This is a genomic window from Nitrospira sp. Ecomares 2.1 (assembly GCF_965152585.1).
In genome coordinates this window covers 2,129,402-2,155,397 of the sequence record NZ_OZ224219.1, presented here as the reverse complement: position 1 = coordinate 2,155,397, position 25,996 = coordinate 2,129,402, and the positions used below count along the sequence as shown (strand labels likewise).

The following is a 25,996-nucleotide window of genomic DNA, read 5'->3' as shown; positions in this document are numbered from 1 at the left end:
AAAAATAAGTCTCATTGTAACATGAAGGGGTTTACGCGTGTCATCCTCTCAACACAGTGGCCTGGTGTCCCCAACCGACTGGAATGCATATCTACTGAATCTCCCAGACTGAGGAAGCCGAACCGGGGAACCCCACAGTGGAAATTGACAAACCGTTCATCAACCAAACGGCCACCGTGCCAGTGGCATTCCGCCAGATGACATCCGCCTTGCCATCCCCATTCACATCACCAACTTGAGAAATTTTCCATGCTAATGGCACTCCGCCCGGGAAACCCGCCATGGCAATGGCGGTCCCATTCATTAACCAGATCGCGGTACTCCCGTCACTCTGATTGCGCCAAACCAGGTCGGCTTTGCCATCCCCGTTGCAATCGCCCACGCCGGCAATCTCAAACGCCGTTGAAGCACTACCGGAAAAGCCGACCCCCAAGATACTAAATCCGTTCATCAGCCAGACGGCCACCGTGCCAGCGGCATTCCGCCAGATGACATCCGCCTTGCCATCGCCATTCACATCGCCTACGCCCGCGATGCGCCAAGCCAGCGGCACCCCGCCCGGAAAACCGGAAGCCGCAATTGCGGTCCCATTCATCAACCAGATGGCGGTACTCCCATCAGACGTGTTGCGCCAGACCAGGTCGGCTTTGCCATCACCATTCACATCGCCCACGCCGGCAATCTCAAACGCTGTCGACGTGCTTCCGGGGAAGCCCACGGACGTCACCGACACCCCGTTCATCAACCACACGGCCACCGTACCGGTGGCATTTCGCCAGATGACATCCGCCTTGCCATCGCCGTTCACATCGCCCACTCCCCCGATCTGCCAAGCCAGCGGCACCCCCCCTGGAAAGCCGGAACCGGCGATTCTCGTTCCGTTCATCAACCAGATCGCCGTACTGCCATCAGCAGTGTTCCGCCAAACCAGGTCGGTCGTACCGGACGCGTCCAGATCTCCCAAGGTTGAAAGGCTCGGGCTCATGGGTGGAACCAGGGTCAAGGCCGTCGTCACAAAAAAGTCCGGGCCCGTAAGCGTTATCTCGTTTCTGGCTTTATTATTTACATTGATCGTTTCAAACAGAATATTCTTCGTAAATCCTGGGGTCACCTTATGCTGCCCGGAAAGATGGTAAAGCAGGTCAGATGAAGTCCCCACCCCAATGGTCTCACTTTCTCGGAAATTCGGTTGGCCGGCTACCGCTCCGGCCGAGACATCCAGGAATTCCGTCGTGGCCCCCGTCGTCTTATTCACCGTATAAATTCTGGCTGGATTCACGGCTCCCCCGGACACCGGTCGGTTATCCGTAATCGCATAAAGCGTTCCAGCGGCATCAAAAGCCAGGTCCATAAAGTTTCCGAAGAGTTTGGCCTTTTGGGTCGCCAGGCCCGTCGTCGGGTTTATCGTTACTAATCTGCGGGCATTGTTCACTTCGGACGTGACCACGAGCAACCCCCACAGCTGATTGGTCCCAGGTTCCGTGGCCAGCCCGCGCCCGCCCTCTAACGATTCACCCGTGGACAACGACAGGGAGATCGTAGCCAGCGTGGCACCGGTATCGGGATTGAGCCGAAACATCTTCGGCGGAGTTCCAGTCTGTTGCGCAAGCGTCAACTCCTCGACGGAATACAACATAGATCCAACAAACGCCAAGCCATGCGTGCGATGCGTCAGATCTGCGATTTTGGTTACCACCCCATTGGTGCGAAGGCGGTAGAGGCTATTGACCAGCGGTCCGGTACGGGAATCATTTTGCACGCCCATCAGAAAAGCCGGGGGCCCTGATGAAATCTCCAGGGCCACCGAACTGCCCGGTGCTACCTTCATCCCTGCTGTGGGATTTTGACTGATCACATTTCCGAGAGGGATCGTGTCGCTAAAAACCGGCGTCACCGTCCCCACTATCAGGCCCGCCGTGATCAAAGCCGTCTGAGCGATGCCCTGCGTCAAGCCCACGACATCGGGCACCTGGGCTCCTAACGATACCACCAAGTTCACCGCACTGCCCGGCGCCACATTGGCGCCCGCTATGGGATTTTGACTGATGACGGCGCCAATCGCCACCGTTGGACTCGTGGCGGTCGTCACCGTCCCCACCGTCAAGCCCGCACCGGTTATGGCGGTTTGCGCGGCCGCCTGCGCCAAACCCACGACATTCGGCACGGCGGCGCCAAGGGAAACGACCAGGTTCACTGCACTGCCCGCCGTCACACTGGTTCCTGACGCGGGGGTTTGACTGATGACTCTCCCAATGGGCACCGTAGCACTCGTGGAAGTTGTCACGGTGCCCACCGTCAAACCCGCCGAGGTTATCGCCGTTTGCGCCGCCGCCTGCATCAAACCCACCACATTCGGCACTACCGGCCCCAGGGACACCACCAACGCCACTGCGCTACCTGGCGCCACATTATTTCCGGCCCCTGGATTCTGACTAATGACATTACCCGCGGCCACCGTCGCACTGCCGGCCTGCGTGACGGTGCCCACTATCAAACCAACATTCGTAATCGCCGTCTCGGCGGCCGCTTGCGCCAGGCCCACCACATTCGGGACCGCAGTACCAAGGGAAACCACCAAGTTCACCGCAGTGCCCGCTGTCACACTGGTTCCCGGCGGGGGAGTTTGACTGATGACCCTCCCTATGGCCACCGTCTGACTATTGGTCGAACCGACCGTTCCCACCGTCAGACCAGCCGAGGTTATCGCCGCTTGCGCCGCCGCCTGCGTCAAGCCCACCACATTCGGCACCGCAGGCCCCATGGACACCACCAATGCCACCGCACTACCTGGCGCCACATTACTTCCGGCCCCAGGATTCTGACTGATGACATTACCCGACGGCACCGACGCATGACTGCTGTTCGTGATGGTTCCTACCGTCAGACCCGCTCCCGTAATGGCCGACTGCGCCGCCGCCTGCGTCAAACCCACCACATTCGGCACCGAGGTACCCAGGGACACCACAAAGTCGACGGGACTGCCTGGTGCCACATTGCCCCCCGCTACGGGATTCTGACTGATAACAGTCCCAATAGGTACGGTGGCACTGTTAGCCGAAGTCACGGTGCCCACTGTGAGACCCGCATTTGTAATGGCGCTTTGTGCCGCAGCCTCTGCCAACCCCACCACATTCGGCACCGAGGCGCCTAGAGACACCAGCAAGGCCACCGCACTGCCCGCTTCCACATTGGTTCCTGCCACGGGATTTTGACTGATGACGTTCCCAATGGCCACCGTCGGGCTATTGGCCATCGTCACCGTCCCCACCGTCAGACTCGCACTGCTAATCGCCGATTGTGCCGTGCCTTGGGGTAAGCCCACCACATTCGGCACCGCAATACCCAGAGACACCTCATAGGCCACTCCATTACCCTGAAACACAATGGTCCCGGCCGCCGGATTCTGACTGATGACGTTCCCAATCGGCACCGTGGCATTATTGGCCGTCGTCACCGTACCTACAGTGAGACTCGCATCTGTAAGAGCGGTTTGGGCCGCGACCTCTCCCAACCCCACCACACTAGGCACTGCCACTCCGGAAATCACGAAATTCACCTGACTGCCCGGTACGACATTAATCCCGGCCGCCGGATCGTGACTGATAACGTTGCCAATGGGCACCCCACCACTAATGGCAGCCGTCACAACTCCCACAGTGAGACCGAGATTCGTAATATCTGACTCTGCAGTAGCCTGTGGGATCCCGATTAAATTAGGAACTTCTACGGCACTTGCTGTCGCTGGGAAAATAAAGGTGAGGAAAACGAGGCTTACGAAAACCGGCAGCCACAAAAATATCAACTTGTGACATCTATGTAACCTCTGAGGGGTTAGATTCAACCCTGTTTGGTGCTGAACCTTCATCACATTAATGGGGGTCCGGTCGTGTATTAAACTACGTGGACGAAAGATACCTGCACGAGCAAGAGAGAAATGAAATTTGATAAAAAATGCACCATGTGGAAATTTACGCGTTCCACCTTATCCCTATGAGCCTGGTAAACGGATCAGCTCGGAATCCGTGCCTACTGAATTTCCCAATCTGAGGGAGCGGAGCCTGGGAAACCCACGGTCGAAATTGATAACCCGTTCATTAGCCAGACGGCCACGATGGCACTCTTTTCATTGCGCCAGATAACATCGGCATTGCCATCCCCATTCACATCACCGACTTGAGAAATTTTCCAGGCTACGGGCACTCCACCCGGGAAGCCTGCCGTGGCTATGGCGGTCCCATTCATTACCCAGATCGCGGTACTGCCATCAATCTGATTGCGCCAGATCAGATCGGCCTTGCCATCGCCGTTCACATCGCCCACGCCGGCAATTTCAAAAGCGGTTGGGGCGACTCCGACAAAGCCGACTGCCGTCACCGACACCCCGTTCATCAACCACACAGCTACTCCCCCATTGATTCCATTGCGCCAAATGACATCGGCATTACCGTCCCCATTCATATCGCCCACGCCCTCGATTTGCCAGGCCAAAGACACTCCGCCCGGAAAACCGGAGGAAGCAATAGCGGTCCCGTTCATCAACCAAATGGCCGTGCTGCCATCAGTGGTGTTCCGCCAGACCAGGTCGGCTTTGCCATCGCCATTGACATCGCCCACACCGGCAATCTCAAACGCTGTCGACGTGCTTCCGGGAAAACCCACGAACGTCACCGACACCCCGTTCATCAACCACACGGCTACCGTGCCACTCGAACCATTTCGCCAGATGACGTCTGCCTTACCATCGCCATTGACATCGCCTACGCCCGCAATCTGCCAAACCTTCGGCACCCCCCCTGGAAAGCCCGAGGCGGCGATCGTCGTTCCGTTCATTAACCAGATCGCGGTGCTGCCATCATTCTGATTGCGCCAGATCAGATCGGCCGTGCCCGACGCATCCAGGTCTCCCAAGGCCGGAGGACCTGTGGGTGGCACCAGGGTCAAGGCGGTTGTCACAAAAAAGTCGGGACCCGTGATCGCCATCGCCTTTCTGATTTTCGTGGTCAGATTGATCGATTCAAACAAAATATTCTTGGTGAATCCTGGAGTTACCTTATGCTGACCGGAGAGATGATACAATAGGTCGGATGAAGGTCCGACCCCAATCGTTTCACTTTCTCGAAAATTCGATTGCCCCGCCACGGCCCCGGCCGAAACATCCAGGAATTCCGTCGTGGCCCCCGTCGTCTTATTCACCCTATAAATTCTGGCCGGAAGTACGTTGGCCCCCCTTGGCACCGGCCGGTTATCCGTGATGGCATAGAGCGTTCCAGCCGCATCAAAGACCAGATCCATAAAGTTTCCGAAGAGTTTGGCCTTTTGGGTCGCCAGGCCGGTGGTCGGATTAATCGTTACTAACCGGCGGATATTATTTGCTTCGGATCTGACCACGAGTAAGCCCCATAGTTGATTGGTCCCAGGCTCCGTGGCCAGCCCTCGCCCGCCCTCTACTGATTCGCCTGTGGACAATGACAGTGGGATCTTGGCCAGCGAAGCCCCGCTCCCCGGATTCACCCGATACAAATTTAGCGGCGCCCCTGGCTGTGGAGAAAGAGACAGTTCCTCGACGGAATACAAGGTGGTCCCGACATAGGCCAAGCCATGCGTACGATGCGTCAGATCTCCAATTTTGGTTACCACCCCATTAGTGCGAAGCCGGTAAAGACTATTTACGAGTGGTCCGGTCTTGGGATCATTTTGCACGCCCATGAGAAAAACCGGCTGCCCGGACGAGATAACCAGGGCGACTGCACTTCCTGGATCCACATTGGTCCCTGCGCCCGGCTTTTGACTCATAACGTCGCCAATCGGCACCGTGGCACTAATGGCCGTCGTCACAATTCCCACTGTTAGCCCAGCCGTGGTAAGGGCTTCTTTGGCCGCAGCCTGTTTCAATCCCACGACATTCGGTATCTGAGCCCCTAGCGATACCACCAGGTCTACCACACTGCCCGCCGCCACATTGCTTCCCGCAGTCGGATTTTGACTGATGATCGAACCAATCGCCACGGTCGCACTATTTGCTGTCGTCACCGTCCCTACCGTCAAGCCTGCACCGGAAATGGCGGATTGCGCCGCGGCCTGCGGCAAGCCCACGACCTTCGGAACTGCGATTCCAAGGGAGACGATCAAATTCACAACACTACCTGCCGCCACCCTGGTTCCTGGTGCGGGAGTCTGACTGATGATTCTCCCAATAGGAACTGTCGGACTGTTCGTCGAGTTCACCGTACCCAGCTTCAACCCTGCCGTGGTAATAGCGGTTTGAGCTGCTGCCTGGGTTTTTCCCACGACATTCGGCACCGCCGGGCCCGTCGAGACCACCAGGTTGACCGCACTGTCGGCGGCCGCACTCGTGCCGGCGGCCGGCGTTTGACTGATGACCCGCCCCGAGGCCACCGACGCATGACTGCTGTTCGTGATGGTTCCTACCGTCAGGCCCGCTCCCGTAATGGCCGACTGCGCCGCCGCCTGAACGCTCCCCACCACATTCGGCACCGTGACCGGCGCCGGGCCCGTCGAGACCACCAGGTTGACCGCACTGTCGGCGGCCGCACTCGCACCGGCGGCCGGCGTTTGACTGATGACCCGCCCCGAGGCCACCGACGCATGACTACTGTTCGTGATGGTTCCTACCGTCAGACCCGCTCCCGTAATGGCCGACTGCGCCGCCGCCTGGGTGTTCCCCACCACGTTCGGCACGGTAATCGGCGCCGGGCCCGTCGAGACCACCAGGTTGACCGCACTACCGGCGGCCGCACTCGCACCGGCGGCCGGCGTTTGACTGATGACCCGCCCCGAGGCCACCGACGCATGACTACTGTTCGTGATGGTTCCTACCGTCAGACCCGCTCCCGTAATAGCCGACTGCGCCGCCGCCTGAACGTTCCCCACCACATTCGGCACGGTAACCGGCGCCGGGCCCGTCGAGACCACCAGGTTGACCGCACTGCCCGCCACCGCACTCGTGCCAGCGGCCGGCGTTTGACTGATGACCCGCCCCGAGGCCACCGACGCATGACTACTGTTCGTGATGGTTCCCACCGTCAGGCCCGCATTGGTGACCGCGGTCTGCGCCGCCGCCTGAACGCTCCCCACCACATTCGGCACCGTGACCGGCGCCGGGCCCGTCGAGACCACCAGGTTGACCGCACTACCGGCCGTCACACTCGTGCCGGCGGCCGGCGTTTGACTGATCACACTCCCCGCCGGCACCGACGCATGACTACTGTTCGTGATGGTTCCTACCTTCAGGCCGGCTCCCGTAATAGCCGACTGCGCCGCCGCCTGAACGTTCCCCACCACATTCGGCACGGTAACCGGCGCCGGGCCCGTCGAGACCACCAGGTTGACCGCATTACCGGCGGCCGCACTCGCACCGGCTGCCGGCGTTTGACTGATGACCCGCCCCGAGGCCACCGACGCATGACTGCTGTTCGTGATGGTTCCTACCGTCAGGCCCGCTCCCGTAATAGCCGACTGCGCCGTCGCCTGGGTGCTTCCCACCACATTCGGCACCGTGACCGGCGCCGGGCCCGTCGAGACCACCAGGTTGACCGCACTGCCCGCCACCGCACTCGTGCCGGCGGCCGGCGTTTGACTGATGACCCGCCCCGAGGCCACCGACGCATGACTACTGTTCGTGATGGTTCCTACCGTCAGGCCGGCTCCCGTAATAGCCGACTGCGCCGCCGCCTGCGCACTCCCCACCACATTCGGCACGGTAACCGGCGCCGGGCCCGTCGAGACCACCAGGTTGACCGCACTGTCGGCTGCCGCACTCGTGCCGGCGGCCGGTGTTTGACTGATCACACTCCCCGCCGGCACCGACGCATGACTACTGTTCGTAATGGTTCCTACCGTCAGACCTACTCCTATTATGGTCGACTCGGCCGCACCCTGCGCACTCCCCACCACATTCGGCACCGTGACCGGCGCCGGGCCTGTCGAGACCACCAGGTTGACCGCACTACCGGCCGTCACACTCGCACCGGCGGCCGGCGTTTGACTGATGACCCGCCCCGAGGCCACCGACGCATGACTGCTGTTCGTGATGGTTCCTACCGTCAGACCCGCTCCCGTAATGGCCGACTGCGCCGCCGCCTGGGTGTTCCCCACCACATTCGGCACCGTGACCGGCGCCGGGCCTGTCGAGACCACCAGGTTGACCGCACTGCCCGCCGCCGCACTCGTGCCAGCGGCCGGCGTTTGACTGATGACCCGCCCCGAGGCCACCGACGCATGACTGCTGTTCGTGATGGTTCCTACCGTCAGGCCCGCTCCCGTAATGGCCGACTGCGCCGCCGCCTGCGCACTCCCCACCACATTCGGCACCGTGACCGGCGCCGGGCCTGTCGAGACCACCAGGTTGACCGCACTACCGGCCGTCACACTCGCACCGGCGGCCGGCGTTTGACTGATCACACTTCCCGACGGCACTGACGCATGACTACTGTTCGTGATGGTTCCTACCGTCAGGCCCGCTCCTATTATGGTCGACTCGGCTGCACCCTGGGCACTCCCCACCACATTCGGCACCGTGACCGGCGCCGGGCCTGTCGAGACCACTAGGTTGACCGCACTACCGGCCGTCACACTCGCACCGGCGGCCGGCGTTTGACTGATCACACTCCCCGCCGGCACCGACGCATGACTACTGCTCGTGATGGTTCCTACCGTCAGGCCCGCTCCCGTAATGGCCGACTCCGCCGCCGCCTGCGCACTCCCCACCACATTCGGCACCGTGACCGGCGCCGGGCCTGTCGAGACCACCAGGTTGACCGCACTACCGGCCGTCACACTCGTGCCGCCTGCCGGTGTTTGACTGATCACACTCCCCGCCGGCACCGACGCATGACTACTGTTCGTAATGGTTCCTACCGTCAGGCCCGCTCCCATAATGGCCGACTCCGCCGCCCCCTGACTCAACCCAATCACATCGGGGACATCTTCGGCCCATACTGTTGGCAACGCGAAAGTGGGTAACAACAGACCCACCACAACCATGACCTGGAAAAGATGTATCAGCCAACCATGGGCTTCACTTCGTTTGAGTTTTCGGACTTCATTTACCTGTTGCTCTGCGGCGTTCATGCGCAATGCCTCTTGGGGGTGGAAGCAAGCGAAACATCTCTGTAAAAGGGATGAAAAACACGGACATCTATGCCCGTAATTCTCTCCTCAGATAAAAAATTATGGATGCAGCCTAGCCGAACACCACCTTCTTTTCAACGTACCTTTATCTCCCACTTTTTTAGCCTTTTATATGCATCCGGGGAAAGAGTGAAACCTTTAGCAAAGATGAGATTCTGACAGAGGGTTTTTGGAAAATGTAATTGTTGCCACGACAAATTTCCCGATACAACCAAGGAGGCTGAGGATTGCAAGAGTCCTCCGAATCTCACTCCATCTAAACGGTTGTCGACCTCTTCTGAGATCCTTATAATGATCCTCAGTGTTCGCTCAATCAGCCTGGTCACATACCGACATCACAGGAAAAGGAGTCTTCGCCATGGAAAAGAATACAGAAGGAAAACCAACCACCGAGGTCCAGGATGATCCAAAGGCCCGCGAACTGCTACAAGCGGCCTTTGCCAAAACGGCCCGATGGCAACCTGACTTCAAGGGCTTTCAGTCCGACCTTCGGGTTAATGTCAACGGGAAAGAAACCAAAGGGACTGTGACCGTGAAAGGACCACGGGATGTGACGGTGGTCATCGATGATGCGGAACTACAAACCTGGGCTCAAAACCAAATTGGAATGATTGCGGTGCACCGGGGGCCCAGAACCTTTCAGGAATCAGACGGAAAACATACCCTGACTTTAGAGGGAGATGACCAGCACCCTTTGGGACAACGGATCACCATTCATGGAGATGGCATGGGTTCCTGGTACAGGGTGAAGGACAACCGCATAACGCAGATCAACCGAAACATGCCACAAGCTGCTTTTACCATCAACGTCGAAGATAGTGCAGTCACCCAGGATCACCATCACCTCACCACCCGATATACGGTCTATTATTTTTCACCAAAAGACCGGTCACTGAAAAATGTCGACAGTTTTTCAGATACACACATCAGGGTCGGCAACTCAGATCTTCCGGCCACCCGTCGCATTATTTCTTATGAAAATGGTGAAATTGTCGTGCGATCGTTAACGTTTGAAAATCATAAAATGTTGTCATAAACCATATCCTCCCAGGCCGGCATAAAGTTGGCCTGGGAATATCGGATTTCTAGTCGTGATCGACCTTCCCAACAATTTCATTTCCAGAAGTCTCAAAAAATCCATGGAGAGGGTTGGAGCATCACATAGCCGGATTTCGAGAAAACGGTCCCAAAAATCCACCCACATAATTCATGATGAGAAAAGGGATGGTCGATAGGTTCAGTCCAGCCCCTTCAACGTAAGCCCTGGCCACCCGTTCCTCCGCCAAATCCACCAAAGTTTCCACCAAATCCCCCCTGGCCCGTTCCCCAATACTCTCCATTTTTCCAACGGGGAAAGGGATGACGCCGTTCGGGACGGGTGAACCGCCATAACGCATACAACATCATCACCACTACCCCGATGTTCAACCAAAAAGCGGCTGATCGCTGAGGGGTGGGTTTGTCCTTCGGAATAGGAGCCCGCGCGGCCAACGTCGAAAGGGATACGGCAGATCTGTAGATATTGATCCCATACTCTCCGGAACGAAACATGGGGCGCAAATGCTTGAGGGAAATCTCATCCAATTGTTGTGGAGTGAGGATCGGCAAAAGGTTCTTTCCAACCACCACCACGGCCTGGCGTTCTTTGACAGCTACCAGCAGCAGAATGCCACGCTCCTGTTGCGCCGTACCAATCCGCCAGGCTTCATAGAGGCGTGAGGCATATTCCTGGGCATGGGCAAGAGGGCTAATGGTTGGGAGAGTCACCACCAGCATTTCAATGCCGGAGGAGGATTCAAGGTCTTTGCACACTGATCGAATTTGTTTGTGCCATTCCTCATCAAGCAGGTTGGCATAGTCACTCACATATCCCAGTGGGGTTGGGAGATTTTGTTCCTTGGGAGTCATTCCCATCGAGGGTGCAGAGAAAACCAGCAGGAGTAGCAGGATGAGCGGACCGACAAACCGCTTTTCATACATGGTCATAGCCCCCTATTCTGACGAACCGCCTGAACCCGTTTGCACAAGTCCTCCAAAGTCTGAAGATATCGATCATACACCTTTGGCCATTCAAGGGAACCCGGACTATTGATGCCTCGCTTCATCTGAAGCATTTCGAGGAGGACCGTGGGTTCAAACTGCAAGGCAGAAGGGAGGCATTCAAGAATCTGCACATCTTTTCTCTTTGAGGGGTGTCCTAAGGCCCGAAGAATTCCTCGCACACAGGGGAGAACGGCAGTAATGGATAGAATCAGCAAAGCCTGGATGGCCTCCGCTCGTCCTTCTCCTTCGACAAACCGTTGCCGCACCCGAAACACATTGGCCAGGAGTTCCTGCTCACATTGCCATCCTAACTGTGTCCCATCAATTTGCCCGGCACCGAATGGGTCTTTCCCTACCAGAAGCACATGGTGCTCTTGCATTTGAAAATATTCCAGGGGGAACAGATAACATGATCGGGACAAGTCCTCCTGTGTCATCACCAGTGGTGCGACGATATGGTGCTTACCCCATTGGCGATGCAATTGCCCTGCACGCTGAAGCCCGCTCACTGAAAGTTTCCGGACCAGCACCAAAAAATTGATATTGGACCGGCCCGCAATGAAATCTCCCCTGGCCGCACTTCCATACAGGAGAACTCCTTCTAAATCAGCACCCCAATCCTTCTGAAGCTGCGTTAAATATTGTTCAAGGATTTCCCGAAGGTCCTCGGGAAGTTCAAGCGACTGCAACGTTGTGGTTGGCATAGGATACAGACCAAATATTGGAAAAATGATGAGTGACGAAGATGGACTCCGAAGTTAATTATGTAGACCGGGCATGATCGGGAATCTGATGGGCCCGGGGATCGGGTAACAATCCTGCAGCTTGAAACCGATCCACCCATCCAAATGGTGATGTGGTCCGCAGCCCTGCTGTGGCCGTCAAAACTTGATATTGCAAACGCGGATTTTTATCCATAGTAGAGAACACACGGTCTCGCAGCATTCCTAGGAGAGGATTTCCGGTATTCCAGAAAAAGACCTCTTCATCAGCCAGGCGCTGCAACATGGTGACCTGTGGGCGCCGTTGTGTTTCAAACCGCTTAAGAGCGGACGTCGACCAATTTCCGGTCCGGTGACATTCCTCAAGGACTTCCGCGAGGGTGACGGCATCGACCATCGCCTGCATCCGTCCCTGGGAGGCATGTGGATTCATCCCATGCGCGGCATCACCCATGACGACGGCCCCATCCTGAACCCAGGTTTTCGCCCGGACCCTCCCGGTTCCCATATAGGTCGTCTGATTCCAATCCAGTAAGGAGTCAAAAACCGGGGCAAGATCCGGAGCAATGGTTTTCCATTTTTCCCGAAGGGCCGACACCCCATCGGCCTTGACCTGATTCAGAGAATTCGACGAAACCATATAAAAGGCATAGACCTTTTGACCGGCCGCAGGAAAAATTCCCAGAATAGATTTTTTGCCCACATAATACTGGGCTTCCTCAAGTGGACCTGGTGATTCCAACATGGCCACAAGATAACTGTCGAGATATCGATGAAGCGCCGTGGGAATCCCAAGGGCTCCTCGAACCTCAGAAAACGGTCCGTCTGCCCCAACCACCAATTGAGATCCAATAGTAACCGGGCTTCCCCCTATGTCCGCTTTGACGCCTACGATGCCTTTGCCATTGCGGATAAGGGACTGAAAGGTTGCCCCATACCGAAGTCCCTCTGGATTCTCCCGGCGCAGAGCGTCGAGAATGGTGTGATGAACGACATGAGGCCACATCACCAGCGCCCGATTAAAAGGCGGCGGCAACATCCCATAGTCAATGGTACAGAGCCGCGTTCCTCCACTTTGACGGAAATGAAAAAATCTCACCGGTTTGTAGGCATGAACAGGCAGTTGGTCTAAGAGGCCGAGCCCCTGAAGAATTTGCTGTCCATTGGGTTGAAGAATCTCCCCCCGCAAGCCCTGCGGAGGCCCCAAAGCCTGTTCCAGAACAATGTTGGCAATCCCTTTTCGGGCTAAGAGAAGGCCCAGGACAGCTCCCCCGCCACCAGCACCGACGATCACAACCTGTGTCTGTAGGTCCACGACTAATACCTTTGAATCCCTTCACAAAAAAATTCGACCTGTTCCCGCGCCACCAGGGTGAGCGAGAAACCGATTTATCAACAGTCCGATTGCACAAATCGATCGTCCTCCAGCGTGGAGGAGGAGGTCAGGGTTCTGAAAAAATTGACTGAAAGTGGTCATCAGACTCTTCCCAGGCTGGGGGATAGGAACTCGACAACCACTGCCGAAGATACATTTTCTGCGCGGAGGACAACATGGATTTTATTTGGTGGGTCCGTCCTTGAAGCGGCTGAAGGAATCCAACCCCTTTCTCGGGATCTAACGTGGCCGTTCGAACATACACCGTCGTATAGACCAGTGGCTTGGTCTCATCGCCATCCCCTTGAAGCCAGACGGAAATATATTTATCCATCTGCAAGCCTGAACTATCCAGGGCCGGGTCCGTATCATGAAATAACTCGTTTTCGGTCTGCTCCAGAGGCACCGCCCCTTCGGCTCGAAACAAAAAATTATGCTTCCACATGAAGAATTTCCTTTGGATTAACAATCAAACCAGGTATGATAGTGTCAAGTGGTTTACGGCAATGTCAAGACAGATCATGCTTCATCATAAGGTGGCATTGTGCTGGAATCATTCATTCATGCTCATGACTGACAATCAACGCAAGACTAGATAAAATCCTGCAGGTTTATTATTCTTACGCTTTCCAACATTGAGGATGGATGTGTGGTGCAGACATGGTAGGGTATCGGCAGCAACATCCCTCTCCCGTCACAGCATAAACGCTCATCTGATATTCACTTTCTATACATGGAGGTTCCACGAGTGAAGACGCAAGCCAAGTGGTTTATCATGGTGTTCATTGCCAGCCTAGGGGTCGTAGGATGTGGTGGGTCCGGGCAAACCGTGAATTTTGATCCCCATGCCCTCCCGTCCACAACGAAGGTCACGACCAACCCTCACGAAGATCTGACCATTCTGGTGGAACCGTTTCAGGATAAACGACCACAGAAAACTCGTCTTGGGTCCCGGACGCATTTTTGGGGAGGTGCAACTCACTTTAATGCCTGGAATGGGGACCTCGGCGAGGGGATGGCGGATCTTGCCCTGGAATACCTTCAACAGGAAAAGTGGCAAGCCTCCCGGGCGACAACATCTGAAACCGAGGCGGAAAGTGCTCCGGCCGATGTCACCCTGACAGGCGATATTTTGGTCTTGGAGACGAATGCGAAAAGCGGGTTTGGCTTTACGGATATTGAGGTCAAAATGCGCGTGGCCTTTGAAGCAAAAAATGCGGCGGATGGCAGCACTGTCCGGATGGTGCTCGGCGCGAATGGGACCAACAGCGTCGTGACATTCAATCCCAAGGATGTGGAAGAACTCACCAATCATGTCGCCAAAGATTTGTTCAACCAATTATTTCAAGATCTGACAGTCAAAGATCGGGTATTTCATTTAAAATCTGAAAATTTATAAGATGACGGCTCTTTTTCCCTATCCCCGGTTGTTCCCTCCTCATCTCTCGGCTGGAGAGAACCGGTTTTGTCGTCAGGAGGTGAATCGCCACTAAACATGATGGTATCCTCACACGGAGTAGGAAATCACTCCGACTTCATCCTAAGAAGCGAACAGTTACGCTCTCATGAACTATTTATTTTTTTTACTGTCTTCATGGGTCGCTTCATTTGGAAAAGGAGTCGTTGATGGAAACTACTGGTACTGAATCCTCCGTCCCTCAAGCAAATATTTTAATTGTTGAGGACGAGGAAGGTCCGCGCGAGGCCTTAAAATTAATTCTTTCTCCCTACTTCAATCTCTTTACGGTTGATCGGGCTGAAATTGCGCATCAAATTCTCAAAACCCACCCCATTGATCTCATCACCCTCGATTTAAAACTCCCTGATCTGTCAGGAAACGATCTTCTTTCTCAGATTCGGAAAGACGGGAAAGATGTGGATATTATCATCATCACCGGATATGGCACACTCCAATCCGCCATCGAAGCCATCCGCCACGGGGTGGCCGCCTATATTCTCAAGCCATTCAATGTTGCCGAGCTGCTTGACACAATCAATAACACGCTCGATCGCCGTCGCCGTTATTCCTCCCTTCAAGCCGCGTTGCAAGCATTTGGAAGCCTTTGGGCTTCCGGGATCGATGTCAAATCCGCCCTGGCCAATATTAAAACCCTCCTGGCAGCCAAACACCCCGAGCTGATTCAACATGGAAGCCGGGTGAATTTTTATGCCGCTCTGCTCATTGAGCATCTTCAATTAACCAAGGAGGAGCAGGAGGGCATACAACTCGGGGCCTATCTCCATGACATCGGGAAAATCGGCATCCATGATCACCTCATTTCCGGACTTCATTCCCCGACGGAACAAGACCAGGAACTTCTCAAATGCCATCCCGCCATCGGAGGCAAAATGATGAAGGGCCTTCCATTTCATGCCTGTGTCGAACAGATCATCCTCCATCACCATGAAAAGTTTAATGGGTCCGGATATCCGGATGGATTAATCGGCGAACAAATTCCCTTGTCGGCACGCATTGTCGGGCTGGCGAATATCTTCGATCATTTCGTGACCGGCTATGGTTCCCAAAGGGCTATGCCCGTCCCGGAAGCACGAGAAAAAATTCGCCAGGAAGCGGGCAAAAGTGTCGATCCCCATCTGGCAGAATTATTCGCGAAAGTCGTCTGGTAGCGATATCAGATGCGGGAGACACATGAGCGAACAGGAGGCGGCGGCGCTGCTGAGACACCATGACTAAGAACCTTCAAGGGGCTTCAAAAATAACCACCCCTGTGCAGTCGGTCGAGAAATGGGAGCAGGCCTTTGATGCCCTCACGGATCATGTCATGATTTTAGACAGCGCAGGGACGATTGTCTGGACCAATCGAGCCATTCGTGACCAGGTCCAACCAAAAATCGGCCCATTGGTCGGACAACATTACCGCATACCCTACTATGGAGCGACCATCCCCAAAAACCCTCCGCCATGGGAAACGGTGTTAGCAGGCGCCCTGTCTGCGGTGGTGGAAACACAGTTTCCTTCTCTCCCAGGGGATTTTCTGGTCTCATGCTACCCCCTCTTCGACTCCAATGGCATTCAATGGGGTGCCATTTCTGTGGTTAAGGATATTACAGAACGCAAACGGATTGATGAAGCACTGCGAAAAATAGCCCAAAGTGATCCGGCTCCCGGCAGCATGGCGTTTTTGCGATTTTTAGTTAGAGACCTCTGTCAGGCCCTAAATGTGCCCTATGCCATATTAGCGGAATTGGAATCGCCGACTCACCCGCTCACCCAAACTGTCGCCATTTGGTCCAACGGGACCTTTGGCGAGAATATGCCTTGGACGCCACCTCCCAGGATTTTTGAAGAACTTTTGAAAGTCAAAGGATGCCATGGGGACAATTTGGAATCGCCGCTCTTTCCTCCCGACTCCCCTCTCGGGTCATGGTCGATCATCAGCTATTTGGGAACGGCCCTCCGTGGCCGGACAGGACAAATTATCGGGCTCCTGTTTATCTTTAGCCCGATGGCCATTCGCAACATTCATGTGGCGCAATCCATCATTCAACTCTTTGCAGCTAGAGCGGCAGGTGAACTCCAACGTAAAAAAGCCGAAGATGCCTTGCGGGATAGTGAGCAGCGCTATCGAGCCATCGTGGAACATGCCTATGACTTGATCATTGAAACCACCGCGACAGGTGAATGTCAGTACGTCACACCAAATTGTCTCAAGGTCCTGGGCTATGGGGCTGCCGACATGCTGGGAAAAAGTTTTTTTGACTTTGTCCATCCCGAAGAACGGGGGCCTTTGTCTGCGTCCTTTCATTCTCATCTCAAGGCACTTCAGGAAATTGATATGGTGTGCCGGTTGCAAACAAAACAGTCGGAGTGGCGATGGTTTGAAAGTCACATCCATCCCTTCCGAACCAGCGTCGGGACGGTCGTGGGCGTGATTGTGACTCGAGACATTACGGAATGGAAACGCCTGGAGGAAGAACGCATACGTGCCACCAAACTCGAGTCTGTTGGGTTACTGGCCGGCGGGATTGCGCATGATTTCAATAATATTCTCACGTCCGTGTTTGCCAATATCGGGCTGGCCAAAATGGTCACGGCCAAACATACGCCCCCCCACGGAGAGAAGGTTATTGAACGACTGGAGGCGGCAGAAAAAGCCTGTTTGCGTGCGCGGGACCTTACCAAGCAACTGCTGACCTTTGCGAAAGGAGGGGCTCCGGTTAAAAGCACGACATCGGTGGCCTCAATTATTACCGACACGATTCAATTTGCCCTACGAGGCTCTGCCGTCCGATGCACCACGCATCTTCCAGATGACCTCTGGCCGGTTGAGGTCGATGAAGGACAAATCAGTCAGGTCATACAAAATCTTGTGATTAATAGCGACCAAGCGATGCCGGAGGGAGGCACCATTAGCGTCGTCGCAAAGAAATTTCTGGTGAACGCTCAATCCACCCTCCCTCTCAAATCCGGCAAGTATGTCTGTGTGTCCGTCGCTGATCAAGGGATCGGCATTCCTGACGACCATCTCCAAAAAATCTTTGATCCCTACTTTACAACCAAACAAAAAGGGAGCGGGCTGGGCCTCGCCACAACCTATTCCATCATGAAACGACATGGAGGGCATGTGACCGTGACCTCTTCTCTCGGCCACGGCACATGCTTCACCCTGTATCTCCCCGCTTCAACCTCCCTGTCAACAAAAAACGAGGAAACACCGGAAAGCCTCGTGCAAGGAACCGGACGGATTTTAGTGATGGATGATGAAGAGGACATCCAGGATGTGCTAGGGAAAATGCTCGAGCACCTCGGATTTGACGTGGACTATACCGACGATGGGCTGAAAGCCATTGCGCTCTATACTCGTGCCGTTCAGGACGGCAATCCCTATGTGGCCACCATTCTTGATCTCACTATACCCGGAGGAATGGGAGGGAAGGAAACGTTGCGCCTCATTAAAGACTATGATCCAGATGCCAAGGTGATTGTCTCAAGCGGGTATTCCAACGACCCGGTCATGGCGCATGCCAGCCAATTCGGATTTTCAGGTTTTATTGCCAAACCGTATAATCTCCTTGATCTGTCTAAAGTCTTAAGTCGTATCTTTTGACGGTGCCCCCGATCAGTAACAGGTCGACGAAAAATGTTCGGATAAGGCTTGTGGAGCAAAAATACCCCGTTCAGTGATGATACCGGCAATCAAGTCGGCCGGGGTCACGTCAAACGCCGGGTTCCAGACTTCCACACCGTGAGGAGCAATCTTTTGCCCACTATGCAATGAGGTCACTTCGGACGAGCTCCGCTCTTCAATGGGAATACCGTTCCCATCCGCTGTTTCCATATCAATGGTCGATGAAGGGGCGGCCACATAAAAAGGGATGCCATGGGCATGCGCTAAGACCGCCACCGAATAGGTTCCGATCTTATTGGCCACATCGCCATTGGCAGCAATCCGGTCAGCCCCCACGACGCAACAGTGAATCCGGCCCTGTCGCATCAGTGCCCCCGCCGCATTATCGGTAATCAACGTCACGGGAATACCATCCTGCTGAAGCTCCCAGGCCGTCAGACGGGCCCCTTGGAGAACGGGTCGGGTCTCATCGGCAAAGACCCGAATCTTTTTCCCCTGCTCCCAGGCCGCCCTGACCACTCCCAAAGCCGTTCCATAGCCTGCCGTTGCCAGGGCTCCGGCGTTACAATGCGTGAGAATATGATCTCCATCACGAATAATTGCGGCGCCAAACATGCCAATGGCCCGGTTCACCCGAAGGTCCTCCTCCAAAATAACCAGAGCTTCTTCCTGTAATCGTTTTTGGATTTCTTGAACAGGTGCACTGGACATATCCGTCATCACACGTTTCATTCGGTCAACGGCCCAGAATAAATTCACGGCGGTCGGACGCGTCGCGGCCAGCGTGCGACAGACCTCCTCCATATAGCCGGAAAACCGCTCATGCTGAGTCTCCTCACATTGCCGGGCCCCTAAGGCGATGCCCAAAGCCGCCGTCACTCCAATGGCAGGCGCACCCCGTACGCTCAAATTCCGAATCGCTTCAGCCACCTCCTGATAGGTGCCACAATGAAGAAATCGCACTTCTCCGGGGAGAGCCCGTTGATCCAGAATCACGACATGATTATTTTTCCATTCAACCGTTGGAATCATCCTGGCTTCCTTTCACTCGATCTGTTCTCGCCACCTCAATATGTTCATAAACCTTCCCTCTTTCTCTCAATGTCCATCCGGAATTCCCATCGGCAAAGATACGCGGCTCACAAGGGACCGGGTACGCCGGATCGTTTGGACTCAGGAGAGAGGGAATCCTCGTCCCCCTTAGAGTCTTTCAATAAATCATAGGGCAGAGTCAATGTATTTTTCAAAACATCAAACGCCAATTGGGCCAAACCGGTCAACCCTGTTTTCACGGATTCCATGGGAAGATACTCGACCTCCGGCTCACCCAACGGTCCTGCAATCGAAAACATCGCTGTGGCGATGCCCTTCCGATCTCCGGAAAAAATTCGTCCAAAGAGAGGAAGGTCTTTCAAGAGATCCGAATAGGCCCCAAAAGGGCTGACGGCGGAAATGCCTTCAAGCCGATCACCTTTCCAGTCATACATGCCTGCCGCCGAGATTTTCATGATTGGACTCTGTATCAACATATCTTTGGTGGAAAATACACCGTCTTCCACCGTAAGTTTGCTGCTCACGGTCGTAAACGGAAATCCATTCGCTTCAAGATCAACTTTTTCCCTGAGGACATGCGGTAAATTTAAAAGCGTCAATATTCGCGGGACAATAGTGCCTTTACGGATATAGCCTTCGCCCAGCGAAACTTCAAGACTTCCATTGAGAGTGGGAATGATGCCGCGGTCATCCCGCCCATGGCCTTGGAGCATGCCTCGCACAGCCATCTTTCCGGTGATCCATCGACGTTCCTCGCCAAAGAGACTCAAGACGTTCTCAAAAGGCAAATCCTTCGCCTGAAATGACGCGCGCATGGCGGCCGGTCGATTTTCAGGAAGATGAACAAAGAACCGCCCCCCGACGGTGCCATGTTCCGCCACCATCGCTTGCACTTTATCCACTGACACCAGATTGTCATGAATCCTCAACACGCCCGATAATTTTTTTCCGGAAAGCGTCTTATAGCTCGGACGGTCGATATACACAGAACCTTCCAGCGATCCATGCGCTGCTAACCACTCGATCCCATCCCGGATGGCTGATCGTCCTTCCTTGGGAATCAGTAAATCAATATCGAATTGAGGCGAGTCAAACAGGACACTGACGATCGGTGTGGTTTTCCAGTTTTTCATAAATCCCGTGATGACGGCTTCACTATTTTTCAGGCGAAACTCCATGCGCTTCAGATCAAGCAGATTCTCATCCACTTTCAGTCGAACAAACAAATTCGAAATTGGATCGGTCATCCCGCGAAGAGCCACGACCCCTTCGGTTAAGGCGACCCAACCTTTGGTGTTCCACTGGGTCCAATCGGTTCCGCGTCCGCTGCCTTTCAGTTGAACTTCGAGAATTCCTGACTGGATGATATCTCCCAGGACACGGATGCCTTCCGGCAGCACACCTAAATACACCGGTCCGGAATCAAACCGGGCCTCCCAGGTAACCTTCGGGCGATACCGTATGGTCCCCTGTCCCCGAAGACGAAGAGGCAGCATGATCAGTTCCACTCGTTCAAAATGCACCCGACTCCCGGGACGGAACTGTCCCTCAAACTCAAGGCGTCCATCCTGACCCGCATGTTTCCGCAAAAGAGACGGTACGGCAATGAGAGCGTCTCGCCCATCAATCCACCCTTTCAATTTGGGATGACCGGTCGGACCGGTCAGAATGACCGAGGCGGTAAGCGGACCGGTCATTTGCATCCCAGGTGATGTCGCCTGAGTCTCGGAAACCGGCAACAGGTCCTCACCGGCAAACCCGCCCTGAATGGTGAGCGGATCAAACCGGGGGACTCCCTGATAGTTGATAGTCCCATTCAACGCCAGCGGGAAGGCACCCACATTTCCCTGTATGCCTTGAAACACGGTACTCTCCCGGGAAAAAATAATCGTACCGTGGCCTTCAGTCAAAGGATGAGGAAGACCCGGAATCTGAATCACCAGGCCCTCAGGATTAAACTCACCAGACTGGAACATCAATCCGGGAGATTCCAAAAGATTCCCGGTAAACTGCAGGCGAAGCAGGCCGGTGCCATCCAAGACCTTCCATGAACTCAACAGACCAAAATCGGTTGGCGCTCCCAACTGCGTCACGACCTGCCGAACCTTCTCCGCAGGTACAGGCCCTTGAATGCCCACATTCCCCCACGGGCCTGACTCTTTTAACAAAAAGAGGCCTTCCGTCACTTCAACCGGAATACCGTCATAAATGCCGTGCACCTCGGACAATTGAATTCGATCGGGTTCCACCACCACCGTCCCTTGGATGTGGTCGGTGGTAGGCCAATCAGGAATACGGAGATAGCCATCGGTTAAACGAAACGTGCCGGTGACGGAAGTCCTCACATCTTCACGCGTGGAGCCGGTGACCCGTGCTTCGGCAATATTCAGTCCGCCTCCCCACTCGCCTGTGCCCCATACGGGCAGCAGGTCATCCGGCATCCACGTCCTGGGCAGATATTGTCGAATCATGTCGAGATCAACATTGGAGGATCGCATGGAGAACCCCATCATATGATGTCCGTCTTCCAGCATTTCAGTATTGGCCGAACCATCCAAATCAATAAAAGAACTGGACAGGTTAATTTTAGAGAGAGAAAGTCGGGAAGTTTTCGCATTCTGGACCCAGGTGACCTGAGACTTGACCGACAGCGTACCGGGGACCTCCACCAGCGATTGACCGTTCGGCAGGAATTCCCCAATTTGCTTGATCTCCAAGTCATCAGCCCTCACCTTCCCGGAGAAGGTAATCTGCTCAAAACCAACCGGCTCGTTGATGACGGAATGCAGCGGAGTCTCCCAAAGCGCTTCAAGTTCCCCCTTGATGCGAAAAGGCGCCAACTCTTCGGTCTGACGGATTTTTCCAGACAAATCGAACGTCGAGTCAATTGAGGACCCTTCATGACTGGTCTCAGAGACGAAGGCCACATCTTCAATAACAAATCCTCGAACGCTATCTCGAGGTGACTCATCAATCACGATAATTTTGCCGTCCGTCACCTCAAATTTTCCCAGCACCAGAAATTCCGCTAAGGACACAATGGGCGAATCATTGCTGGCATAGCTCAGAAAACGCCATTCCCCCCCTGACTCACGACGCAATTCAATTTCGGGAGACTCTACCAAAAACTCCCGCACCACAATTTTTTTCATGAGCAACGGCCAGATTCCCAAGTCCAAACTCATGGATTTCGCACGAAACACCGCATGCGACTCAGGCTGCTCCTGAACCACAATGTCCGAAACCAAAAAATGCGGAGAGGGAAATAGAGCGAAGGAAGTCTGTCCCACCGTCACGTGCGAACCAAACGTGCGTTGAATTTGTTGCAGAGCCAGATTCTTCAGATAATCGGGATTTAAAAACAAGGGAAGCACGATCAGCGCAATCGTCAAGATGAGGGCAGCGAATGCGCCCCACCAGAACATCTGTTTGCCGGACCATCGCACTACATGACTCTCCTCGGATGAGCAGATACCCTAACCGTTGTGTGTGTGACGTGAGGAATGGGAACCATGAAAATTACTTCTCCATCATACCGAAATCCGTTGGAAATGTAAGAATGACTCCAACCCTCCATGGACTGCAGGGAAGCACAGACGGCAGAAGTCATTCGCCCTACCCGGCCCGCCATCCGGGGAAATTGGCATCGTAGTGGTTCGTTATCGGATAGCCGTCCCATGTTGGGTGCCCCAGCGGTTTCTTGACAGCTCCCCAGGCCTGGGATATCCTGCCACACTCTTATACACTGCATAATCCTTACGCTTTTTGTCATGAGGATTATATCATTCTAGCCGTTGTTTCCCGGCAAACATTGAAATCTACCCACACCGTTCTCACCCGCACGCAGGTGGTCTCGCTGCTGAAATGGTACGACCGACCGCATCCCACCCGACCCGATCGCATGATTCCCGGATATGACAAAGCGCATGCGCTCCGGACGTCACGCATGTGTGTGGCGGTCGCTGCCGCCTTAGGATATCCACTCTCCCGACTCCGTCAATTTGAAGCCGCCTGTCTGCTGCATGATATGGGGCGAGCCGGGCTTGATCCGGTCCTGTTCGGCCAAATCTGGTCATGGGCCAAGGAACAGAAGATCCCGACCCGGCCGCGGGAATGGCGCACCCGCTATCCCGACACCCCCTATGGCCGTGAATCGCACGCCTTCATCGCCCAGTATGGAGCCGCACTCCAAGCCCGAGGCGTGAAGCTCACCCCTGCGGTCAAAGATCACATCGACATGCGGTTGGGATTTGCCCGACGCCTCAAAAAATATCTCCGTCCGGTGAAAACGGCCATCGCCACAATCGACATCCCCTGGTCGCCCTGGATGGAACGCATCATGTTGTACTACTATTACCCGGAAAAACTCGAACGCGCCGCCGCCTGGACACACCAACTCGCGGAAATCTTAGTCGCCTGCGAACAATTGGAAGCCTATAGCAATCACCGGCGAGGAAAAGATTATTACGCGCGCGCAGAAGAAAGTTTTGCCGCCGCCTTCACCTATCTCCGTCAACTCACCTCCCAGCGGATCGTCAGTCAAGAGGTCTTGGATCTCATTTGCCGGCTCACCAGAGAAGGGCGTTTCACGTCGGTTTTACGACAGGCGCGCGGGGGCACCCTTTCACCAGCCGATCAACAATTTTTACAAACCGTCTCGTGCTAAGGATGCCCATGTCCGTCATCACTCACTCCCTCAACATTTCCATGACCGGCGATTCGAACATCGAGAACCTCACAGAGCACATTCAACGCATACTCGCAGAGTCCGGCCTTCAAGGTGGAATACTCACCCTCTTCGTGCAACATACGACGGCCTCGGTCATGATCATCGAAGATGAGCCAGGCATTCGTGCCGATACGAAAAACTTTTGGAACCGTACCATACCGGCTGATCCTCAATTAGAACATAATACGCGGAACGCCGGAGAAGATAACGGCCACTCCCACCTTCGCGGTCAACTACAGGGGCCTTCGCTGACCATTCCGTTCGTCAATGGTGCCTTAACCCTGGGCACGTGGCAACAAGTCGTTTTGATCGATTTTGATACCAGACCACGAACTAGAAATCTGGTCCTCCAGCTCATGGGAGAATAGAACCGAACCGGGAAACACTTTCGTATGCGTCTTCACCATATTCCCCGGACCATCCATCCTCGCCAGGAAATACCCAGCGACCAGCCATACCGGCTCTCCACCGAATGGCAGGGGCTTCTCCTCCCGGTCCTGTTCGTCACGCTTCTTTTGCCACACACCGCCATGGGCGAGGCGTTCGTCCCGAAACAGGCGCAATCGGTTTCCGCCCAGCCCTCGCATCTATACCTCGTCGCCCAGCAATCGCTTGGTCCAGAAGAACTCAACACCATTGCCGTCTTTGAAAAAGCGGCACAGTCGGTGGTCTACATCACCAATACGGCTGTCCGTCGGGATATCTGGTCGCTCAATACATTCGAAGTCCCGCAGGGGTCGGGATCCGGATTCATCTGGAACCGGCAGGGACATATTGTCACCAATTACCACGTCATCTATGGCGCGGATTCCATACAAGTGGTGCTGGACGATCAATCCACTCGTGACGCACGCATCATCGGGGTCGACCCTGATCATGATCTGGCCGTGCTCCAGATCACCGGCAAGACCGACACACTCATGCCCTTGGATATCGGAAATTCCCAGGACCTTCGGGTCGGTCAACGCGTATTGGCCATCGGCAATCCCTTCGGACTAGATCACACCCTCACCACCGGGGTCGTCAGTGCCCTGGGACGTTCGATTAAATCGGTGAATGACCGGACGATTGAGGGCGCGATCCAAACCGATGCGGCCATCAACCCCGGCAATTCCGGTGGACCGCTCTTAAACAGCGCCGGGAAACTCATTGGCGTCAACACCCAGATTGTCAGTCCCAGTGGAGCCTACGCGGGCATTGGCTTTGCGGTGCCGGTCGACATTGTCAAACGTATTGTCCCGCAACTCATTCAACATGGAAAAGTCATTCGTCCCGGCCTGGGCATCTCACTCATCCCGGATGCCATCGCCGCCCGCTGGGGGATCAAAGGCATCGTCATTGCCAAAGTTCTTCCAGGAAGTATGGCGGACAAGGCGGGCCTGCAAGGCTTAGAAGAAACGGCAAACGGACGGATTCGATTAGGTGACGTGATCACCGCCATTGATGGAGAGACGCTACGAACCTATGATGACCTCGCTCGAATGTTAGACCGGCACAATGTCGGAGACCGCATCAAACTCGGCATCCGACGCAACGGCAAAGAACACACGCTCTCCCTCCAGCTCCAAGCCGTCCAATAAATAACCGTTCCTTGCCGCTAAGAATCATCCGTCATTCCTGCAAACCGTTTCAGAACTTCCTCCAAAAAATGTCATCCTAAGCGCAGGGAAAGATCTTTGCCTTGGCACTAAAACAAAACTCCTATTCTTCTGTTTTTAAAATATTGAGCCCTGCGAGTTCGCCTGCCCTCCATAGATCTCCACCGCCACGCTTTAACTTTGATCCGACGCCTGCCGGCCGGCTCCAGGGAGGGACGCTCTTGGCATCAAGCGGC

General features: G+C 55.0%; 15 protein-coding genes. 7 read left to right on the top strand and 8 right to left on the bottom strand.

Annotated elements, in window-relative coordinates; translation table 11 throughout:
* Positions 1 to 91: 91 nt before the first annotated feature.
* Together ACWHYD_RS09375 and ACWHYD_RS09370 are read right to left on the bottom strand one after the other, a co-directional pair.
* The gene (locus ACWHYD_RS09375; RefSeq protein ID WP_447965632.1) at positions 92 to 3,802 is read right to left on the bottom strand and encodes a PASTA domain-containing protein; all 3,711 of its coding nucleotides are present in this window, start codon (positions 3,800 to 3,802) and stop codon (positions 92 to 94) included.
* A 224-nt stretch (positions 3,803 to 4,026) separates the two neighbouring features.
* Positions 4,027 to 9,090, bottom strand: coding sequence for a PASTA domain-containing protein (locus ACWHYD_RS09370; protein ID WP_447965631.1), 5,064 nt, complete (start codon positions 9,088 to 9,090; stop codon positions 4,027 to 4,029).
* A gap of 418 nt (positions 9,091 to 9,508) precedes the next feature.
* On the opposite strand from ACWHYD_RS09370, the gene ACWHYD_RS09365 reads away from it, so the two are divergent.
* The gene (locus ACWHYD_RS09365; protein WP_447965630.1) at positions 9,509 to 10,186 is read left to right on the top strand and encodes a DUF3386 family protein; all 678 of its coding nucleotides are present in this window, start codon (positions 9,509 to 9,511) and stop codon (positions 10,184 to 10,186) included.
* A gap of 215 nt (positions 10,187 to 10,401) precedes the next feature.
* Here ACWHYD_RS09365 and ACWHYD_RS09360 read toward each other — a convergent pair whose 3' ends face one another.
* The 4 genes from ACWHYD_RS09360 to ACWHYD_RS09345 form a co-directional block, all read right to left on the bottom strand.
* Complete coding sequence (locus ACWHYD_RS09360) at positions 10,402 to 11,136, bottom strand: TPM domain-containing protein (protein ID WP_447965629.1); 735 nt, start codon at positions 11,134 to 11,136, stop codon at positions 10,402 to 10,404.
* Positions 11,133 to 11,897 (bottom strand): hypothetical protein, encoded by a 765-nt coding sequence (locus tag ACWHYD_RS09355; RefSeq protein ID WP_447965628.1) that lies wholly within the window; start codon positions 11,895 to 11,897, stop codon positions 11,133 to 11,135. Before ACWHYD_RS09355 ends, ACWHYD_RS09360 begins: the two co-directional genes overlap by 4 nt.
* Before the next feature lie 58 nt (positions 11,898 to 11,955).
* Positions 11,956 to 13,230 carry an FAD-dependent monooxygenase gene (locus ACWHYD_RS09350; RefSeq protein WP_447965627.1) on the bottom strand — a complete coding sequence of 425 codons (1,275 nt, stop codon included), beginning with the start codon at positions 13,228 to 13,230 and terminating at the stop codon, positions 11,956 to 11,958.
* A gap of 127 nt (positions 13,231 to 13,357) precedes the next feature.
* The gene (locus ACWHYD_RS09345; RefSeq protein ID WP_447965626.1) at positions 13,358 to 13,735 is read right to left on the bottom strand and encodes a hypothetical protein; all 378 of its coding nucleotides are present in this window, start codon (positions 13,733 to 13,735) and stop codon (positions 13,358 to 13,360) included.
* A gap of 303 nt (positions 13,736 to 14,038) precedes the next feature.
* Here ACWHYD_RS09345 and ACWHYD_RS09340 point away from each other — a divergent pair, with 303 nt between their 5' ends.
* The 3 genes from ACWHYD_RS09340 to ACWHYD_RS09330 all read left to right on the top strand — a co-directional run bounded on the left by ACWHYD_RS09340 (position 14,039) and on the right by ACWHYD_RS09330 (position 18,359).
* The gene (locus ACWHYD_RS09340) at positions 14,039 to 14,689 is read left to right on the top strand and encodes a hypothetical protein (protein ID WP_447965625.1); all 651 of its coding nucleotides are present in this window, start codon (positions 14,039 to 14,041) and stop codon (positions 14,687 to 14,689) included.
* 227 nt (positions 14,690 to 14,916) lie between these two features.
* Positions 14,917 to 15,918, top strand: coding sequence for an HD-GYP domain-containing protein (locus ACWHYD_RS09335; RefSeq protein ID WP_447965624.1), 1,002 nt, complete (start codon positions 14,917 to 14,919; stop codon positions 15,916 to 15,918).
* A 59-nt stretch (positions 15,919 to 15,977) separates the two neighbouring features.
* Positions 15,978 to 18,359 (top strand): PAS domain S-box protein, encoded by a 2,382-nt coding sequence (locus ACWHYD_RS09330; protein ID WP_447965623.1) that lies wholly within the window; start codon positions 15,978 to 15,980, stop codon positions 18,357 to 18,359.
* Positions 18,360 to 18,371: 12 nt separating this feature from the next.
* Here the strand turns inward: ACWHYD_RS09330 and mtnA are convergent, their stop codons facing one another.
* Both mtnA and ACWHYD_RS09320 read right to left on the bottom strand, forming a co-directional pair.
* The gene (gene mtnA, locus ACWHYD_RS09325) at positions 18,372 to 19,412 is read right to left on the bottom strand and encodes an S-methyl-5-thioribose-1-phosphate isomerase (RefSeq protein WP_447965622.1); all 1,041 of its coding nucleotides are present in this window, start codon (positions 19,410 to 19,412) and stop codon (positions 18,372 to 18,374) included.
* Between the two features lie 107 nt (positions 19,413 to 19,519).
* Positions 19,520 to 22,879, bottom strand: coding sequence for an AsmA family protein (locus tag ACWHYD_RS09320; RefSeq protein WP_447965621.1), 3,360 nt, complete (start codon positions 22,877 to 22,879; stop codon positions 19,520 to 19,522).
* Between the two features lie 254 nt (positions 22,880 to 23,133).
* Here ACWHYD_RS09320 and ACWHYD_RS09315 point away from each other — a divergent pair, with 254 nt between their 5' ends.
* From ACWHYD_RS09315 to ACWHYD_RS09305, 3 genes are read left to right on the top strand one after another with little or no spacing between them, the layout of a single operon-like run.
* On the top strand, positions 23,134 to 24,099 hold the full coding sequence (locus tag ACWHYD_RS09315; protein ID WP_447965620.1) for a hypothetical protein: 966 nt from the start codon (positions 23,134 to 23,136) through the stop codon (positions 24,097 to 24,099).
* Positions 24,100 to 24,107: 8 nt separating this feature from the next.
* Entirely contained in the window at positions 24,108 to 24,530 is a 423-nt protein-coding gene (locus ACWHYD_RS09310) for a secondary thiamine-phosphate synthase enzyme YjbQ (RefSeq protein WP_447965619.1), read from the top strand.
* 24 nt (positions 24,531 to 24,554) lie between these two features.
* The gene (locus tag ACWHYD_RS09305) at positions 24,555 to 25,742 is read left to right on the top strand and encodes a S1C family serine protease (RefSeq protein WP_447965618.1); all 1,188 of its coding nucleotides are present in this window, start codon (positions 24,555 to 24,557) and stop codon (positions 25,740 to 25,742) included.
* Positions 25,743 to 25,996: the final 254 nt, after the last annotated feature.

Coding starts and splice junctions, on each gene's coding strand:
- ACWHYD_RS09370 (WP_447965631.1), bottom strand. CDS start 9,090: ATGAACGCCGCAGAGCAACAGGTAAATGAAGTCCGAAAACTCAAACGA.
- ACWHYD_RS09365 (WP_447965630.1), top strand. CDS start 9,509: ATGGAAAAGAATACAGAAGGAAAACCAACCACCGAGGTCCAGGATGAT.
- ACWHYD_RS09360 (WP_447965629.1), bottom strand. CDS start 11,136: ATGACCATGTATGAAAAGCGGTTTGTCGGTCCGCTCATCCTGCTACTC.
- ACWHYD_RS09355 (WP_447965628.1), bottom strand. CDS start 11,897: ATGCCAACCACAACGTTGCAGTCGCTTGAACTTCCCGAGGACCTTCGG.
- ACWHYD_RS09345 (WP_447965626.1), bottom strand. CDS start 13,735: ATGTGGAAGCATAATTTTTTGTTTCGAGCCGAAGGGGCGGTGCCTCTG.
- ACWHYD_RS09335 (WP_447965624.1), top strand. CDS start 14,917: ATGGAAACTACTGGTACTGAATCCTCCGTCCCTCAAGCAAATATTTTA.
- ACWHYD_RS09330 (WP_447965623.1), top strand. CDS start 15,978: ATGACTAAGAACCTTCAAGGGGCTTCAAAAATAACCACCCCTGTGCAG.
- mtnA (WP_447965622.1), bottom strand. CDS start 19,412: ATGATTCCAACGGTTGAATGGAAAAATAATCATGTCGTGATTCTGGAT.
- ACWHYD_RS09310 (WP_447965619.1), top strand. CDS start 24,108: ATGTCCGTCATCACTCACTCCCTCAACATTTCCATGACCGGCGATTCG.
- ACWHYD_RS09305 (WP_447965618.1), top strand. CDS start 24,555: ATGCGTCTTCACCATATTCCCCGGACCATCCATCCTCGCCAGGAAATA.